16 protein-coding genes and 1 tRNA gene are annotated in these 16,794 nt (G+C 37.1%); 9 read left to right on the top strand and 8 right to left on the bottom strand.

What is annotated here, in order from left to right; genetic code table 11:
• Positions 1 to 117 precede the first annotated feature (117 nt).
• A complete protein-coding gene (locus I3259_RS10365) occupies positions 118 to 1,908 on the bottom strand; it encodes an amidohydrolase (protein WP_238029541.1) in 1,791 nt (596 codons plus the stop codon).
• Positions 1,909 to 2,138: 230 nt separating this feature from the next.
• Between I3259_RS10365 and I3259_RS10360 the strand changes: the two genes are divergently transcribed.
• Entirely contained in the window at positions 2,139 to 3,335 is a 1,197-nt protein-coding gene (locus tag I3259_RS10360; protein ID WP_238029540.1) for an META domain-containing protein, read from the top strand.
• Positions 3,336 to 3,402: 67 nt separating this feature from the next.
• Here the strand turns inward: I3259_RS10360 and I3259_RS10355 are convergent, their stop codons facing one another.
• Both I3259_RS10355 and mobB read right to left on the bottom strand, forming a co-directional pair.
• Complete coding sequence (locus tag I3259_RS10355; protein ID WP_238029539.1) at positions 3,403 to 3,915, bottom strand: NUDIX domain-containing protein; 513 nt, start codon at positions 3,913 to 3,915, stop codon at positions 3,403 to 3,405.
• Positions 3,908 to 4,438, bottom strand: coding sequence for a molybdopterin-guanine dinucleotide biosynthesis protein B (gene mobB, locus I3259_RS10350; RefSeq protein ID WP_238029572.1), 531 nt, complete (start codon positions 4,436 to 4,438; stop codon positions 3,908 to 3,910). The genes I3259_RS10355 and mobB overlap by 8 nt, the downstream gene beginning before the upstream one ends.
• A gap of 287 nt (positions 4,439 to 4,725) precedes the next feature.
• On the opposite strand from mobB, the gene I3259_RS10345 reads away from it, so the two are divergent.
• The 3 genes from I3259_RS10345 to I3259_RS10335 all read left to right on the top strand — a co-directional run bounded on the left by I3259_RS10345 (position 4,726) and on the right by I3259_RS10335 (position 7,661).
• Complete coding sequence (locus I3259_RS10345; RefSeq protein ID WP_238029538.1) at positions 4,726 to 5,217, top strand: hypothetical protein; 492 nt, start codon at positions 4,726 to 4,728, stop codon at positions 5,215 to 5,217.
• A gap of 104 nt (positions 5,218 to 5,321) precedes the next feature.
• Positions 5,322 to 6,461 carry an endonuclease/exonuclease/phosphatase family protein gene (locus I3259_RS10340; RefSeq protein WP_238029537.1) on the top strand — a complete coding sequence of 380 codons (1,140 nt, stop codon included), beginning with the start codon at positions 5,322 to 5,324 and terminating at the stop codon, positions 6,459 to 6,461.
• Between the two features lie 120 nt (positions 6,462 to 6,581).
• On the top strand, positions 6,582 to 7,661 hold the full coding sequence (locus I3259_RS10335) for a DUF3541 domain-containing protein (RefSeq protein WP_238029536.1): 1,080 nt from the start codon (positions 6,582 to 6,584) through the stop codon (positions 7,659 to 7,661).
• 79 nt (positions 7,662 to 7,740) lie between these two features.
• On the opposite strand, the gene I3259_RS10330 is transcribed toward I3259_RS10335, so the two are convergent.
• Both I3259_RS10330 and amrA read right to left on the bottom strand, forming a co-directional pair.
• Positions 7,741 to 8,193, bottom strand: a complete 453-nt coding sequence (locus I3259_RS10330; RefSeq protein ID WP_238029535.1) for a hypothetical protein — start codon at positions 8,191 to 8,193, stop codon at positions 7,741 to 7,743.
• A 122-nt stretch (positions 8,194 to 8,315) separates the two neighbouring features.
• A complete protein-coding gene (gene amrA, locus I3259_RS10325; RefSeq protein ID WP_238029534.1) occupies positions 8,316 to 8,939 on the bottom strand; it encodes an AmmeMemoRadiSam system protein A in 624 nt (207 codons plus the stop codon).
• Between the two features lie 449 nt (positions 8,940 to 9,388).
• On the opposite strand from amrA, the gene I3259_RS10320 reads away from it, so the two are divergent.
• From I3259_RS10320 to I3259_RS10310, 3 genes are all read left to right on the top strand, one after another.
• A complete protein-coding gene (locus tag I3259_RS10320; protein ID WP_238029533.1) occupies positions 9,389 to 9,706 on the top strand; it encodes a glutaredoxin domain-containing protein in 318 nt (105 codons plus the stop codon).
• A gap of 59 nt (positions 9,707 to 9,765) precedes the next feature.
• The gene (locus tag I3259_RS10315; protein ID WP_238029532.1) at positions 9,766 to 9,972 is read left to right on the top strand and encodes a hypothetical protein; all 207 of its coding nucleotides are present in this window, start codon (positions 9,766 to 9,768) and stop codon (positions 9,970 to 9,972) included.
• 549 nt (positions 9,973 to 10,521) lie between these two features.
• On the top strand, positions 10,522 to 12,096 hold the full coding sequence (locus I3259_RS10310; protein WP_238029531.1) for a BCCT family transporter: 1,575 nt from the start codon (positions 10,522 to 10,524) through the stop codon (positions 12,094 to 12,096).
• 62 nt (positions 12,097 to 12,158) lie between these two features.
• Here the strand turns inward: I3259_RS10310 and I3259_RS10305 are convergent, their stop codons facing one another.
• The 3 genes from I3259_RS10305 to I3259_RS10295 all read right to left on the bottom strand — a co-directional run bounded on the left by I3259_RS10305 (position 12,159) and on the right by I3259_RS10295 (position 15,203).
• On the bottom strand, positions 12,159 to 12,908 hold the full coding sequence (locus I3259_RS10305) for a 3'-5' exonuclease (protein ID WP_238029530.1): 750 nt from the start codon (positions 12,906 to 12,908) through the stop codon (positions 12,159 to 12,161).
• 12 nt (positions 12,909 to 12,920) lie between these two features.
• Positions 12,921 to 14,798 carry a DUF294 nucleotidyltransferase-like domain-containing protein gene (locus I3259_RS10300; RefSeq protein WP_238029529.1) on the bottom strand — a complete coding sequence of 626 codons (1,878 nt, stop codon included), beginning with the start codon at positions 14,796 to 14,798 and terminating at the stop codon, positions 12,921 to 12,923.
• A gap of 204 nt (positions 14,799 to 15,002) precedes the next feature.
• Complete coding sequence (locus I3259_RS10295; RefSeq protein ID WP_238029528.1) at positions 15,003 to 15,203, bottom strand: hypothetical protein; 201 nt, start codon at positions 15,201 to 15,203, stop codon at positions 15,003 to 15,005.
• A gap of 356 nt (positions 15,204 to 15,559) precedes the next feature.
• On the opposite strand from I3259_RS10295, the gene I3259_RS10290 reads away from it, so the two are divergent.
• Both I3259_RS10290 and I3259_RS10285 read left to right on the top strand, forming a co-directional pair.
• Positions 15,560 to 16,474 (top strand): PfkB family carbohydrate kinase, encoded by a 915-nt coding sequence (locus I3259_RS10290; RefSeq protein WP_238029527.1) that lies wholly within the window; start codon positions 15,560 to 15,562, stop codon positions 16,472 to 16,474.
• 172 nt (positions 16,475 to 16,646) lie between these two features.
• Positions 16,647 to 16,720, top strand: a tRNA-Cys gene (locus I3259_RS10285).
• Positions 16,721 to 16,794 lie beyond the last annotated feature (74 nt).

The raw sequence follows: 16,794 nt of genomic DNA, 5'->3' as shown, positions 1-16,794 counted from the left end.
AAATGATAAATCATCATCTGATTATAAAAATAGATGATGGTGGGATAAAAAGTAAGTGGAATATAGAACAAAGAGAAGACACCAGCTCTAGTTTCAATTAAAGCTGGTGTGTATGCATTACTGAGTTATTTGGTATACTGTTTTGCCATCGTTAATCGTAGCTTGGATTTTAATATCTTCGATTTTTAATGGATCAATTTTAAGCGGATTATCTGATAAGATAACGAAATCAGCTTCTTTCCCTACTTCAATTGAGCCTTTTTTATCTTCTTCAAAGTGTTGGTATGCAGGCCAAATTGTCATCGCTTTCAATCCAATTAATGGACTTACACGTTCTGTAGGACCAATAATATCGCCTGAACGAGAACGGCGATTCACAGTTGCTGATAGTACGCGCATTGAATCAGGCAGAGCGACTGGCGCATCATGATGTGATGAGAATTTAATTCCTTTATCGTAGACTGATTTGGTCGGTGAAATAAATTCAGCGCGCTCAGGACCTAAAACAGAATCTCGGTGCCAGTCTCCCCAGTAATAAGTATGCATTGGGAATAACGATGGGAAAATTCCTAGCTCTTTTAAGCTATTGATTTGATCTGGACGAATGGTTTGTCCATGGATTAGGACTGGGCGACGATCTTTCTTGCCGTATTTATCTTCAGCTTGTTTTACTGCGGCGATAAAAACATCAATGGCAGCATCGCCATTGGCGTGAGCAAGTATTTGCCAGTTATTTTCAAAGGCTTGATCGACGTATTTGAAGGTATCGTTATTTGAAATAGCAGAATAACCGACGTAAGAGCCATCTTTACCTTTAGGAGGCTCAAAGTAGGGCTGAGTTAACCATGCTGTTTTACCTTGTGGTGATCCATCAATCGTGAGTTTTGCACCACCGATACGGAAGTTATTCTTGTAGTCATTACTTAGGTAAGGGCCAGAAATGGTTTGGCTTGCGATCACGATATCTGGATAGGCAACGACATCAATTGGGGAGTTACCTTCTTCCGAGACTTTTTGCATGATCGGCATAATGTTAGGAAATGCACGTCCTTCTTGGCCTGTGGTATAGCCAAATTGACTATAGAGCTCCATTCCCGCTTTGAAGATTTTTTCATTATCTTCATTACTCATATTAGCAAGTACTTTACCTAATACATAATAGAACGCATTTTCTTCTAACGTCCCATTAGGTTGTTGAGAACCTTTTTTACGTACAAAAACACCACCTTCAGGATCTTCAGTTTTATCCGTGACACCAGCAACTTCCAGCGCTTTATTATTTACTGCTGCAAGGTGGCCTGATTGGTGGATCAGAATAACGGGTAATTCTGTTGAAATTTTATCTAAATCTTCAGCTGTAGGGTGACGTTTTTCGGTTAGTTGTGAATCATCATAGCCAAAGCCAATAATCCAGCCTACTTTATCACTACGCTCGGGAAAGTCTTTATGCCATTGATTGGTTAATTCAATCAGGCTATTAATGTCACGACCTTCACCATCTGGTGGGGGGAGTAAGTTAGCGGATAATGCTTGTAAGCCTACATTGAAGACATGACCGTGTGCATCAACAAACCCTGGAATTAGTGTATTACCCTTTAAATCAACAATGTTTGTTTCTGCATTCTTGTGCTTTTCAATATCAGAAAGACTACCTGTCGCCAGTATTTTTCCATTTTTAACTGCAACGGCTTCAACTTCAGGCTGTTTATCATTGATTGTAATAATATCGCCGCCGGTGTAAATCGTATCGGCATGATGCACTAATTTTGCTGGTAAAGTGGTTACAGCAGCAGAGGTAGGTTTAGTAACTTGCTGTGGTTCAATATTTTCAGTTTTAGTTTTTTGGTCGCATCCAGAAAGAGCCAAAAGAGCTGGGATTGCCAAGCTGAGATAAGAGCGTTTAAACATATAATTTCCTTATAATTATCCGCAAAATAAAGTTTTTTTTACTTTAGCATGCAAGCATAGATGATGAGGTTACTGATTTCACAATTAATGTAACAGTTCGTGATGTTATTATTTATTCAGTAACTTAGAGAGTGTGAGGAACTAATTAATAAGATGTCGGTCGAATTAATCCAGTAACTGTTTATCTGATAACAGTAAGTGGAAATAGAGGAATGAAAATGAGATGTTTGGTGCTCTTATTTGTAGGAGCTATCGCGACATTCAGTACAACGCTGATGGCTGCAAATAATGATGGCTCATACTGCCATTCCGCGACCTCTAATGTTGATATGTTAATTTGTAAAGATCCTAAATTATCACTGTTACATAAGCAGATGTTAGAGATGTATCAGCAAGTTTTAACCCAGTCTATGGTAAGTGAAGCTTCTGTAATAAAGGAAACACAGAAAAACTGGTTAGAAACAAGAAAAGGTTGTTTACATCAATCTGATGCTCAACGTTGTTTAGTGTCAACTTATCACTCTCGCTTAGATAACCTTACCGCTATTAATGCCACTATTCTGGCACCACTTGCCACATACAGTTTTCATGATTTAAAAGATGCTCGCTATAACGGTATTGAAGATATTGGTACACCCATTAAATTACAGCATGGTTTATGGGCAGGAGAACCGTATCAACCTGGTGGTTCAGTCATGCCACAAGTCATACTGCTTGATGATATTAAAGCTGTGGGTTCACTGACGGAAAGTAATAATAAAATGGCAGTGGTTTTATTAAATTACTCACCGGGTGGAACAGGGCAATATTTGTATATAGCTGTTGTTGACAAAGAAAGTGGCCATTTAAAAAATATTGCGACTCAGTTTGTTGGTGATCGTTTTCGTGTTAAAGATCTAAAAATATTGAATAAGAAAATTATTTTAGATGTTATTCAGCCGGGTAAAAACGATTCAGCTTGTTGTCCTGGTGATGTTGTTCAACATGTATGGCATTTAGATGGTAATAATCAATTAGTAGAAGAGCCGAACACACGAAAAATTGTTCGTTTAACCCCAGATATTTTATCTAATACTGAATGGAGACTAGAAAGCTGGCGTTATGGCGATCCGGTGAGTGCCGAAAACGACATTCGATTACGTTATATTAATGGGCACTTTACCGGTTCAGTTGCGTGTAATAATTATACGGTTACCGTTAAATCAGAGCCGCGTCCGGGGTTTATTAATGTACTTGAACAACATACTTCGGTGACTGAAAAACAGTGTAATAATCCTTTCGCCACAGAGCAACAACAGCGATATTTAGAGCAATTAGGCGGAGTAAGTCAATTTACTTATTTTGCAGGTAAATTGGCGCTTTCATATCAAGTGAATGGTCGACTTGGCGTTATGATATTTTCCCGTAAACGACCATTGAATAATTAATTATCTTTTGTAAATCATTAAGTAAAAAGTATTAGCAGGCGTTAGCTGATACTTTTTACTCTATACATTAGTGATTATTCAACCATAACTTAACAGCACGTTTTGTTGAGAGAAAAGCAAAATGTTCTAATTTGATGTCGCATTTCTTTACCCACATGATTTCAGCTACATCATCTTGCGCGACTAACTTTGGCTTATGTGTAAGTTGATGACTAAAAAAGCTATCACAGGTTTTATATTCAATATTTTTGTAGCAATACGTATTACTGAATGAGCCTTGATATGTGAAATCAGTAAGCGTTAAGTTGAGTTCTTCTTGTATTTCCCGTATCGCTGCTTGCTCTAATGATTCATCAGGGTCAACAAATCCCCCTGGTAAATCCCATAATCCTAATCCTGGATTTCTACTTCTTATCGCTATCAATAATTCATCTTTATATGACAGTGCTACCATGACAGCAGCTGCTGGGTTGTGGAAATAAGTAAAATCACAGGCGCTGCAAGTAAATTGTTTATTCGAAGCTCGGGATAAGTATTGTTTGCCACATTGTGGACAAAATAGGGAATAGCTATTAATCACAACCTTTTCCTAACCAAGTAAGAATAAATTGTGCAATAGCATCGGGATCATTAATGTCCAATAGTGGAAGTGGACATACCTGAGTATCGTCGTCGGTAGCCAACGCCATGACGTATGGATCATTAGGGTATAACAAAGGCTTATTATAAGACGGACGGTGAATTTCAATTTTAGGAAAGGGTTGCTCTCTGAACCCTTCAATCAAGACAAGATCAAGTTTGCTATGATCAAGCTGAGCTAAGCAGTCATTGAGTTCAGGATCTTTACGCTCATCTTCTGGGTATTCAAAATAAAGCATGTGACGTGATTTCGTTGCTAGTAAGGTTTGACCACAACCCGCATGACGTAATCGATAAGAGTCTTTACCTGGTACATCAGGTTCAATGTCATGATGACTATGTTTTATTAAGCCTAATCGAATACCACGTTGTTTGAGTAATGGTATTACCTTTTCTAATAACGTTGTTTTTCCTGAGCCACTAAAGCCCGCAAAGCCAATAAGAGGAGTGGGAGAAGTAATCATAGTCATTTTTAGGTCAGAATATAGTGCTCGTAATTATATCGTTAAATATGACTTAAATGCAGTGATGCTTCTGTATTTAATAACGATTAATAAAAGTAGTCTTCTTATTACTCATATACGGTGTGTCTTAAAAGTAATCTTTCGTGATGAAATTTTGTTGCACTAAGGGAGACGGTCTAAAGTTAAAAAAGTAATAAGTTAGCAATTTTAAATATTTGTTAAATCGTTGTTGTCATAGCAAGGACGGTAATGATTAACAACATAAATATAGAGACAGGGAGTGTGTAATGTGGGCAATCGTCGATTTTGAAGCATCAGGTTTGTCAGAACATTCTTACCCTATAGAGGTTGGTTATTCATTACCTGACGGCACAAGTAATAGTATGTTAATTAATCCGTTATCAGCATCTGATAAATGGTCTCATTGGGATCAAGAGGTTCAACGCAATATACATAAGATCTCTCGTTCAATGCTCGAAAAGCAGGGGATGCAAGTCATTGATGTATGCCAGCATTTGAATACAATTCTCGGGCAATATGAACTGGTTCTCTGTGACAGCGAATGGGATTTGTTTTGGCTCGGACGTTTGTATCATGCTGCACATATGCGCCCATCTTTTTTTTTAACAGAAGTTAGTCATTGGCTGAAGCATCAAAATGGGCTAAGTCGAGTACATTTTAAATTAGCATTAGATAACCTAGGATCGATGAAGTATCAAGCTGGGTATGATGCAAAGCAGATCCGATTGGCGATAGATACATTAGTTAAATCGTCTTAATCAAGTTTCTATTTGCGAAAATTAAGTTACGTATGGTTTGTATTTGTAAACATGGGTTGGATGATTACAATGCCACTTTCTATTTATTAATAATGAGATAACGTGTGGCAGATTTTTTACCAACCGTTTTAGAAACAAAACAATCCTTACGTGTGGCAATGTTTAATGTCGCGATGTCTGAGCCGGAACAAGGGCGTATTTTTCAGCAAACATCGGGTTTAACTAATAAAAGATTTCAGCGACTCGCTGCTATTATCCAACATGTTAATGCTGATGTTTTGTTACTGTGTGAATTTGATCACCCTGGTAACGGGGGCGATGATGGCAGCCTTGATAATTTTTCTCAGCATTATTTATCTCATTCTCAATATCAACAATCTGCGATCGATTACCCTTATAGCTATTGTCCTTCATCCAATACCGGACTAATAACCGAAATAGATCTAAACGGTGATGGTGTATGCACGTTACCAGAAGATGCCCAAGGCTTCGGTGAATTTCATGGTCATTTTGGCTTTGTTATTTTATCTAAATACCCATTACAAAAAGATAATATTCGCACATGGCAGCATTTTCTTTGGAAGGATATGCCGAATAACTTGATGCCTGGTGATTATTATTCAAAAAAAGCGCAGGATATATTACGTTTATCTTCTAAAAATCATGTTGTTGTACCTGTTGTCGTTGAAGGTAAAGCAATTAATTTATTGTGCTGTCATCCAACCCCTCCAGTGTTTGATGGAAATGAACGTCGAAATGCAAAACGTAATCATGATGAAATCCGACTATTAATTGATATTATTAATAATGCGTCATATTTAGTTGATGACAATGATCAAACAGGTGGATTAAAACGTGATGATACTTTTATTGTGATGGGAGACTTAAATGCTGATATTGATGATGGCGATGGATTTAAAGACGCGATTAAACACTTACTGAAACACGATAAAATCAATACAACCGTAAGTTGTGGTAAACAGACGCCTAAAAGTGAAGGCGCGAAGCATTATTACCCTTGGCAAAAACGTAAAGGGCGTAAAAGTGAATGGACGCATTTAGCCGGATTAAGGTTAGATTATGTGTTGCCATCTAAAAATGTAGAAGTGATAAAGACCGGTGTTTTTTGGCCTGATAAACATGACCCATTACGTGAACTTATTCTAGATTGTAAAGGTAGAGAAAAACCTGCTGCAGGATCAGATCATCGAATGGTGTGGGTTGATATTCATCTTGTAGATTAGATGACGATGTGATCATGTTGGCAAATTTTAATTATCAACGACTAAGATGCAAAAGTTAATCGAGGTAGTAATGCATAATGTTACTCTTCATGCTCGTTATTACTTCAGGTGTTAGTCATTATGCGTTTGGTATTGAGTCGCTATTGGTTTTTTAGTCTTTTGTTTTTTTGGTCTGTTGCGGCAAATAGCTTACAACTTAATCTGTCATATCAACAAAGTGCTGATCAGATCCGCCAAACGTTTGAGCCTAAGTTATATACATTTCCAGCCTTTACTGCGGGGCATTACGGCTTACGTATGTATCGACAGTCGTTAGATCCTAAATACGCAGCAGCGATATGGCAGGATATGGCACGAGTCGCGAGTAACTTAAATCGCTATTCGACAGAAGTTGTAACACCTGAGCAAGTACATCAATACAGTGTAATACGATTAGCTAATTATAAAACATCACCTAAAGAACGTAGCCAACGTCGATATAAAGCAACTCAAATGATGCCTGAATACGTATATTTGGGCGTTGGGTTGCTAGGTTCAATGGCGCGAGCCGATGAATATGGTTTGAAACATCAAAATGATACGCAATTAAGAAAAACTCTCCGCCGTTATGATTTTAAAAAATACGTTACTGATCCTGAAATGATTCGAGCTTGGGCTGCACAACTTGCAAACCAAGTTTACTGGCTAAGACAACTTGGTGAACAAGAAGTTGTGAATGAATTTATTACTGCTTTTCGTGAAACCTATCCTGACAGTCAAGACAATCAATTATCTTCTCAGCAGTACAATAATAAAATTTATGGGTTAACTCATATTATTTTTGCGGCATCAAAATATTATCAACTGCCGATCCATGAAAAAGATTATCAATGGATTTTTGATTATTATCGTAAAAATATAGATAAGATTATTAACGAAACAAAAGAAGATGTTATTGCTGAGGTTGGGATTAACTTTTTACTTGCAGGGTTAGACGCCGATCCTATAGTAGCTAAAACGCGCAACGTTATTCAGCAAGCAATAAATACACAACAAGGAATGATCCCATCAGTAACGGGGGATATGGATTTAGTCTCTGGAGAGCATAGAAATGTGCTTGCGATAATGCTACTAGATTGGAAAGGAACGCATTTAGCACCTACGTTAAGTCGACATCCTCAAATATTCAAACGTATACCGTATGGCTTAATAGCAAAATAGCAAAAATAAAAGGTGAAAGGTCTCGTGACTTATACAAGTAACCTGATCTTTCACCTTCATTCTATTTGATGAGGGGATATTAATTTGTTTCTTTTGGCTTACGAGCCCATATTTCAATTTTTGCTTTTTTAGTCATACCGGCAACATTTAATGCAGTGCTACCTAAACTATTATAACTTAAGGTGATCTTGTTAATTTTTTGTTCTTTGGTATTTAGAATCAAAGGGCGTGTCGAACTATCGGTGGTAAGGACACCTAGTGTTTGCAATGTTTGTGTTTTACCATCGCTATACCCCACATTAATATCTTTAATATTTACGATACCTTGAATGCAGGTTAGTTTAATCGCATCGTATTTATGAGAAGAGAAAACAGTATTTAGATTAATAATATCTTCTTCATTTTTGAAATTAGCCGTTTTTGTGGCGATTTTTACCCAACCATTTTTCTCAACTTTCGGCGTGCTGTTACATCCATTTAAGGTCAATATGACTAACGAACTCAGTAAAAATATACGTAAAATTGCAACCATAAGTTATTCATCCATATAAAAGTTGATTAAGATTGAAACAGTATGGGCTAAATATGATGAAGAAAGTACTGAAAAGTTCTGAATAAGCAAACAACAGTCATTACTGCTGCTTGCTTTGGCTATTAGAAATATTTACTACGAATTTTGGCGTATTTTTCTTTAAGTGCGCAGGTGGTAAAGGTTTTAACAATCATATTAGGAGACCAGTAGGTAGGTGACCAACCTGCTTTTTGTTTTAATTGTTGTACAAAATGCTCTGGTGTCAACCCTCTGCGCCACGCACTTGGCAGCATTATTGTTTGTGTGTAGCGATCAATTAACATGATACCTTGTTGGCTTTGGAATGCGTGTAAATGTTCAACCAAGGCTTGATGAGAGTTAATTGCCAGTGTTTCAAGTGGTGATAATACTTCGACCTCAATTGTTAATTGATCAAGTTGCTCTTCAGAAAGAGGCATAAAGCGACGATCCTCATATGCACTAGCAATCGCTTTATTGTGTACTTCAATGACTAATGGGCGCGAAGCGATAGTTGTCCCCATAGATCCTTGGAGTTCATTATTTACTTCTAAAGTGACAAAGCATGCAGCATGTTGTTGCATCTTTCGGGTGTAGTGATTAAGGCTAGGTGCATCAATAGTATGGTCTGAAAAGTGGTCTTGAATAGCATTACGAGCAATATCAAGCAACTGAGTTAGCTCACCTTTATTATATGTATGTGGGGTAGGGGTAGTGATGATATCCACAACTTTCTCCTTAACTCTGTGATTACAGAGTAGTTAAATTCCGTGTAAAAAGCGTTTTATTATTGTTTGTTTTGATGCTTTTGATTGTCCGTTGCTAGTGTCTGAATATAAAAGGAATTGGTAAACAGGTAACGGTAATGAGGTATTCAATATCATCTATTTTGGATGAATGATCAACATGCTAAAGGTTAAAATTTGTTAACTTTTATACGATGCTATTTTTTTTGAGTCATTGGTTTTTATTTTATAAAACAGTGGCTTATGTGTTTATTGTTAAAGTGTAAGTTCTATTCTTTTGGTTATAGTGGGTAATTGCGAATAGAAAATGAACAATGCAACTAAAATTACATATTGTTTAGATAGTAAACAGGTGTGAAGTAGATGTTTTACTCTCACGCAAGTTTCAATTATCTTGACTCACTAATATCATATAAAGAAGTGGCATTGTTATGACTGAAGCAAAAAATGTAACGATCGAACAGCTTGAGCAATACGACAATTTAGTAATCACACAGCCGAATTGTCCGTTTTGTGTAAAAGCAAAAGTATTACTTGATGATCGTGGCATCGACTATACAACACTTGTTTTGGGGAAAAACTTATCAAAATTAGTGATGGTTGATTTTATTGAGCAAAAAACAGGGCTAACGGTTCGCACAGTACCTCAAATTATCTTAGATGGTAAATATATCGGTGGTCATGATGACTTAGTTGCTTTTTTAGAGCGTCAAGTAGAAGCAACAGAATTTGATGATTTTGAATTATAAAAATGGGCTGAAAAGCCCTTTTTTATATCTATGAATATCCATGTATTAGAGTCAGTATTATGAAGCTCGATTTTTCTCAATTAAATAAACAGGCTAAACGATCGTTTGGTGACCAACAAGCTATTATTAAAAAAGTCATGCAAGGTAAAGTGGTTAAGTGCAATGAATGTGGGCAATCATTATTTTTAGTTCCCCCTGAAAAAAGCGATCAACCAGGGATTGCATGTAAAAAAGGTTGTACTCATATTCATTTAGACTTCGCGTAGTGAGGGGGTGTTTTAATTGTAGTATGTATAAAAAAACAGCATTGGATTATTTTTTTAAGCAAATATTCTCACATTATTGATAAATAGCATTACGAAGTCGCAGACTATTTCTACTTAATCGGTATTTTTCAATCTCTATTTTTATTTTGCTAACTTATGTAGTGATTAATAATAGGAAGTTATTTACAGGAGTAACATAACGTTGATGATTGAATGTTTTATAAATTATAGCTTAAGTTATAAGCTTATGAATCGAAAGAAAAACAGAACGGCAATGATAATTCTATATTTATCCGTCAATGATAAAAAAACAGTCTAAAGTAGATAGGGTAGTGATTAGAGCACAATGTAAAGTGCCACTAAATTTTTTACTGTTATCACTATTTTTTATGGGATGGGTTGTTTTTTTATAATAAATGAATTGTTTTTAGACGATTAAGCTATCTATTGACAGTTATAATGATCAAATGGTTATATATTGCGGCTCAAATTTTATTTACAGGACTAAGTATTGTTGGTTTGAGTTGTAATCATAACGGGACTTAATAAATGAGTAAGCACGATAAATATAGTATTAATAATACCGATTATACGATTGGACAAGATAATGTCCAAAAATGGGGCTTTGATGTCCATAATGCGGTATTTGGCGTTAGTGCAGGATTAATTGTTCTCTTTTTAGCTGCAATTCTTATTAGCGATCCTGCAACAGCAAAAGCAGCGTTAGATAGTGTCAAAAATGCTATCGTTAATAAATTCGATACCATGTTTCTTTTGGCTGGTAATTTCTTCGTTATCTTCTGTTTAGGCCTCATCATTTCTCCTTATGGTCGAATTCGACTTGGTGGTAAAGAAGCTGAATCTGAACATTCAACCTTATCTTGGTTATCAATGCTTTTTGCCGCAGGTATGGGTATTGGTTTAATGTTTTGGAGTGTTGCAGAACCAACAGCTTATTATACCGGTTGGGGTGGTTCAACGCCGCTAAACGTAACACCTGAAACGCCAGAAGCCTTTAAAGTTGCAATGGGTGCAACTATGTATCACTGGGGTTTACACCCATGGGCTATTTATGGCGTTGTAGCTCTTTCAATGGCATTTTTTGCTTATAATAAAGGCTTACCTCTTTCTATTCGATCTGTGTTTTATCCTATCCTTGGTGATCGTACTTGGGGCTGGGCTGGACATATTGTTGATATCCTCGCTGTGCTTGCGACGTTATTTGGCCTAGCAACATCATTAGGGCTTGGCGCTCAACAAGCGGCAAGTGGTATTAATCATGTGTTTGGTACACACGGTGGTTTAGGGTTACAGATTGGTATTATTGTTGTTGTTACTTTAATTGCCATTTACTCAGTAGCACAAGGTATTGATTCTGGTGTTAAATTGCTAAGTAATATCAATATGCTGGTGGCATTAGTGCTTCTTGTTTTCGTTGGTGCTGTTGGTTTTGCTGTTTCTATGCATACGATCCCAACAACAATTATGGGATATGTAGAGAATTTCATTTCGCTAAGTAATCCATATGGACGTACAGACCAAGCCTGGTTGCACGGTTGGACAATTGTATACTGGGCATGGTGGATTTCATGGTCGCCATTTGTAGGCTCATTTATTGCGCGTATTTCAAAAGGTCGTACTGTTCGTGAATTCTTAATTGCAGTCTTAATTGTTCCTACAGTGGTTACAACTATTTGGATGTCAGTATTTGGTGGTCAAGCGATTCACCAAGTGATGGATGGTATTGGGTCTTTAGGTCAAAATGGTATTACTGAAGTACCACTGGCAATGTTCCAGATGTTTGATGCACTACCATTTGGTACTATCTTATCTGTGATTGCCGTTTGTCTTGTATTGGTGTTCTTTATCACGTCATCAGATTCAGGGTCTTTGGTTATTGATAGTATTACTGCAGGCGGTAAAGTTGATAACCCTGTAGCACAACGTGTATTTTGGGCTGTTATCGAAGGTTTAATCGCCATTGCATTACTATGGGTTGGTGGTACTCAGGCTATTCAAGCGCTTCAAGCGGGTACTATTTCAACGGCACTGCCTTTCACTATTATATTATTGTTGATGTGCGTAAGCTTATTACTTGGCTTTAGAACAGAGAAATACAAGTAATTGTATATGGTTATCTAGACGTCAATGATAATGAAAACCGCAGTATTCATACTGCGGTTTTTTTACTCCCAAATTTGATTAATTGGCGTATCAGGGGTGAGGTGATAGGCAATTTGCGCTTGTAATAACTCAGCGGTTGCTAATGCATCTGTTAATGCATGATGGGGCTGGTAAGCAGGCAATCCATATCGAATTCTACATTTTCCTAATCGAACAGATCCTGGTTTTTTTCCCTTTAATCGAGCCCATATACCACTGTATTGCTGATTTTGGATATGTGCCTCAAGGGCTAATGTATCAACAACTGGAAACTGAATACCTTCGTTTAATCGCACTCTTAATGCTTTATCCATAAACTGTCGCTCAATGGCTTTGTAATGCACAACGACGACTTTTCCAGCTAAAGAATCTAATACAGCTTCTAAAATTCGACGTATATCTGGTGCAGTTTGAACATCGGAGTGTGTAATACCGTGAATAATAACTGAATCTTCATCCAATTTTGCTTTTGGCTTTACTACCCAATGTTGTGATTGTTTGCAAAAAATACGATTAATGGTGAAGGGAACAAGCCCAACACTAATGATGTCATCTTTATTAGCATTAAGCCCTGTTGTTTCAAAGTCTAAAGCAACAAATTCAATTTCTTTTAATGGGGTATCGCCATTAAAAATACCATGCTGATAATATTGTTTAATGCGTTGATCGTTTGCATCATGGGCAAGTTCTGTAAACTTCTTTTGCCAATCCACAATAGGAGTATTACGAATAAAGTGTGCTGATGATGCTTTTTTAAATGCTTCTCTAAACATACTTAGTTACCCTTATCGTGTCGCTTGGTAGCGATATTTCACGAAGTTTTGGGCTTTACTTAAAATTTGAAAAGCATCTTTAAGATTACGACGTTCAAAATCAGACATATTTTCAGGCTCAATACTATTATCGGGCTCTTGTCCTTCTTCGACATCAAGCGCTTGGTGGCGAATACGCACTAATGAAATATATTCCATAGCATCACGAAGATCTTGTGCACGTCCTGGTGGTAAAATCCCACTTTCAATAATATCGTCTAAACGTTCTAATGAATTTTGTGAACGAGATCCTACCGCAAGGGCATGCACACGGATTAAATCAGCTAATGGCGCTGTGCCGCGGCGTTTGAGATTAATTGAGTTATTATGACGCCCATCTTTTTCCATCACGAAATCTTTAAAGAAACCTAATGGTGGGGTGCGATTTATCGCATTACGGGCAAGACAAGCTAAAAAGCGTGGGCTATTACGAGCACGACGAACAATAAAACCATTAAGTTGTTTAGCCCAACGTAATCTTCCCCAAACACCACCTAAGTCAAAAAAGATAGAGCTATTTAATAGCGCTTGAGGTTTTGGATTATCGATCCAATCAGCAAAGCATTGCTCCCATTCATGACGTGTTTTACGCCATTCAGGGTTAGTCGCCATAATACCACCAGTACAATAGCTATAACCACATGCAGCAAGGCCATCACAAACAAAAGTCGCGAGAGCTTCAAAGTACGCATTATGCTTATCATGATCGAAGGAATTATCGAGAATAATGGCATTATCTTGGTCTGTAACAATTAACTGTTCATCTCTAGCCATAGAGCCTAGGGCTAAGAAACAGTATTGGATAGGGGGGGGACCTAATTTTTCTTCTGCTAACTCTAATAAACGCTGTTTAAAACTACGACCAATTTCTGCCATTGCACTACCAATCATATGCGAATTAGCATCTTCATTAACCATACGCACAAAGCAGTCTTTAACTTGAGCTGATAATTGGATCAGTTCTTCAACAGACTGCTGCTGATAAATACTACTTACTAGCAGTAAGCTATTTTGAGATTCATAACGAACAATATCAGAAACACTAATCACCCCCACAGGTTGTTTATTTCTAAGCACCGGTAAATGATGGATGTTATAGCGTAGCATGGTCAACATCGCTTCAAATACATAAGCATTATGATCGAGTGTTATTGGTTCTGCAGTCATGACAGAGGAAACAGGGTTCGAGGTTGAAACACCTTCAGCTAATACTCGAGTGCACAAATCTCTATCGGTAATAATACCAGTGACATAATCGTTATCATCATCGTCATCAGTAGCATTACTGTCACTGAGCAATAATGCAGAAACGCCTTCTTCAGCCATTGTTTGTGCTGCTGTTTGAATGGTTTCATTTTGATCAATAATGACGGCATCACGAGTGATTAAAGTCCTTAGCTTTGATGTGGTGAGATCATTTTCATCATGCTGACTTGATACAGCATGACGTAAACGGGCACCATCTTCTACTTCAACAAAATCAGCAAAGCTATCGTATTTATCACACAGCTCAATAAACAGATTATTGGGAATACAGTAGAGCAGAGTATCTTCAAGCGCCTTTGCTGGCATTCGGACTCGGTTGTTCATTAACAAGCCCATTTGACCGAAAATATCACCTTCATCAAGACGGTTGTAGAGTTCACCTTTACGGCGGTATATTTCAACAGCACCACTTCGGATTAAAAACAGATCATGAATGCTATCGCCAGTATTTAATATCATAGTATTCGCACGGTGATAAGCGACTTCAATTTCAGTAGCAAGATGATGAAGTTGCTCTTCTGGCAAAGTATCAAAAGGCGGATATTGTGAGATAAAATTTAGAATTTCTATTTGTTCCGCTTCCATTACATCTTCCGTTATTTAAGGCAAATATTTAGTTGGCATTATTCTATTCAATATTCTATTGCTTATTAAAAGTTAAGACAGCTATTGAGCAATAGATAGATGAAAGTTTAACGTATAAATGAGGGTAAAGCATACGGAATAGGAATTAAACGCTTGTCACGGGTACAAGCGTTAAAGATGAGTAAAATTATTCTGAAAATTGAATTACATCAAGAGATAAGCGATAAAACCACTACCGATAAGGCATGCACCAGAGAAAAAACTCGCTTCAATTTTGCTTTCAGATACATCGTCAACCTCATCATGTTTTACTGTTAGGAATGAAACAGCAAAACCGGCAGACATTGCAAAAAGCAGAACGCCGAGACCAAATAAAATTGCTTGAATAAAATCTAACACTTCCATGTAAACTAAATCCCTTAGTTAAACAACGTAATAACGAATAAATATCATACCTTGTGTACTAGGTGCTGCAATACAAATATATCAAGATGAGATCTTACCTACAAAAAACAGCACTGATAATTGCTCATATTTAAGGTGTTTCTTTGAAATAATGAGACAGAAATGCCTTTGCTCTAATTATATATTTTTATCAATGAGGAAGATTACGTTTATTCCATATAATGAGCTGAAAATATTTAAAATCTAGATGATTGTATTATCAATATTTGTTGTATTTGTATTAGGCTTTAATAAACGACATAACGATAAGTATGAATGGAAGCATAATCTTAGATATCTGACGATGGGGTATCAGTGTGAGAATTGTTTTCTTTGGTGAAGCGCTTGTTGAAATAAATAACACAACTAAGTATGCATCGTATGGTGGAGATGTACCCAATACTGCATTGTATTTGTCTCGGCTTGGGCAGTCTCGAGCTATTTCTGTGAGTTACGCTACCGCTGTAGGAACTGATAAGTTATCGCTATCACTATTAGCAAGCTGGCATCAAGAAGGTATTGATACAAGTTTAGTTCGGTATCTTTCGACTAAATTCCCTGATCTTTGCTATATAGAGACAGATCGAGGTGGGCATTGTTATCGTCACTTTTGGAATAAAGATAATGCTGCTCGTTATTACTTTTCAATAGAGTCATCACCGCTTGAAGTCGCATTAAGTCAATATAATTATCATGCTATTTATATTAGTGCTGTGAGTTTTGCATTATTAACTGATGAAGCAAAAGCAACGTTATTGGTACTGCTAGAAAAATATAAAATAGATGGTGGAAAAGTCTATTTTGATAATCGATATCGTCCTCATATGTGGACACCACAGCAAGCTAGATACTGGATATGTCAGTTATTACCTTACATAGATATTGCTTTCATTGAGATTAAAGATGAGCAACGAATTTGGGGTTCAAGCCTTGGTCTTATTGAACGTTATAGTCATTCAAATTGTTGTGAATTGATCATTAAGCAATATAGGGACTATCCTATTAGTGATCTTAAAGCCCCTCAGACATCGATGAAGATATCTGTGATCCAATCAATAGGACAGCCAGCTGATTATATTGCTGATAATGCGTTTATTGCAGGATATCTTGCCGGAAGGATCAGTGGCAAAAGTATTCGCTATGCACTGAATCTCGGGAAAGAGTTGACGTTAAAAGTACAGAACCATTCTAGAGCAGTGATACCAGCAGCAGCAATGCGAGATATGATGTAGCGTAATGATGTTTTTACATCTCATGATGACTAAACCGCAGGCTGAACTGTATAATTTGGTTGTAAAATAATCGCTTAGCATTATTTTTTAAAAAATAGTATTGACTCAAAAGCTACATTACGTAGAATGCACCCCATACCGATGAGCAACTCACTTCTCGGTAGAATAAAATGGCGCGTTGGCAGAGTGGCTATGCAGCGGATTGCAAATCCGTGTACCTCGGTTCGACTCCGGGACGCGCCTCCATTCTCTTGTGAGAATATAATGCGACACTAGCTCAGTTGGTAGAGCGCAACCTTGCCAAGGTTGAGGTCACGAGT

This window comes from Photobacterium sp. Ph5, assembly GCF_022129445.1.
Lineage (GTDB): Bacteria > Pseudomonadota > Gammaproteobacteria > Enterobacterales > Vibrionaceae > Photobacterium.
The sequence above is the reverse complement of the archived record's forward strand: the minus strand, read 5'-3'. Positions and strand labels throughout refer to the sequence as shown.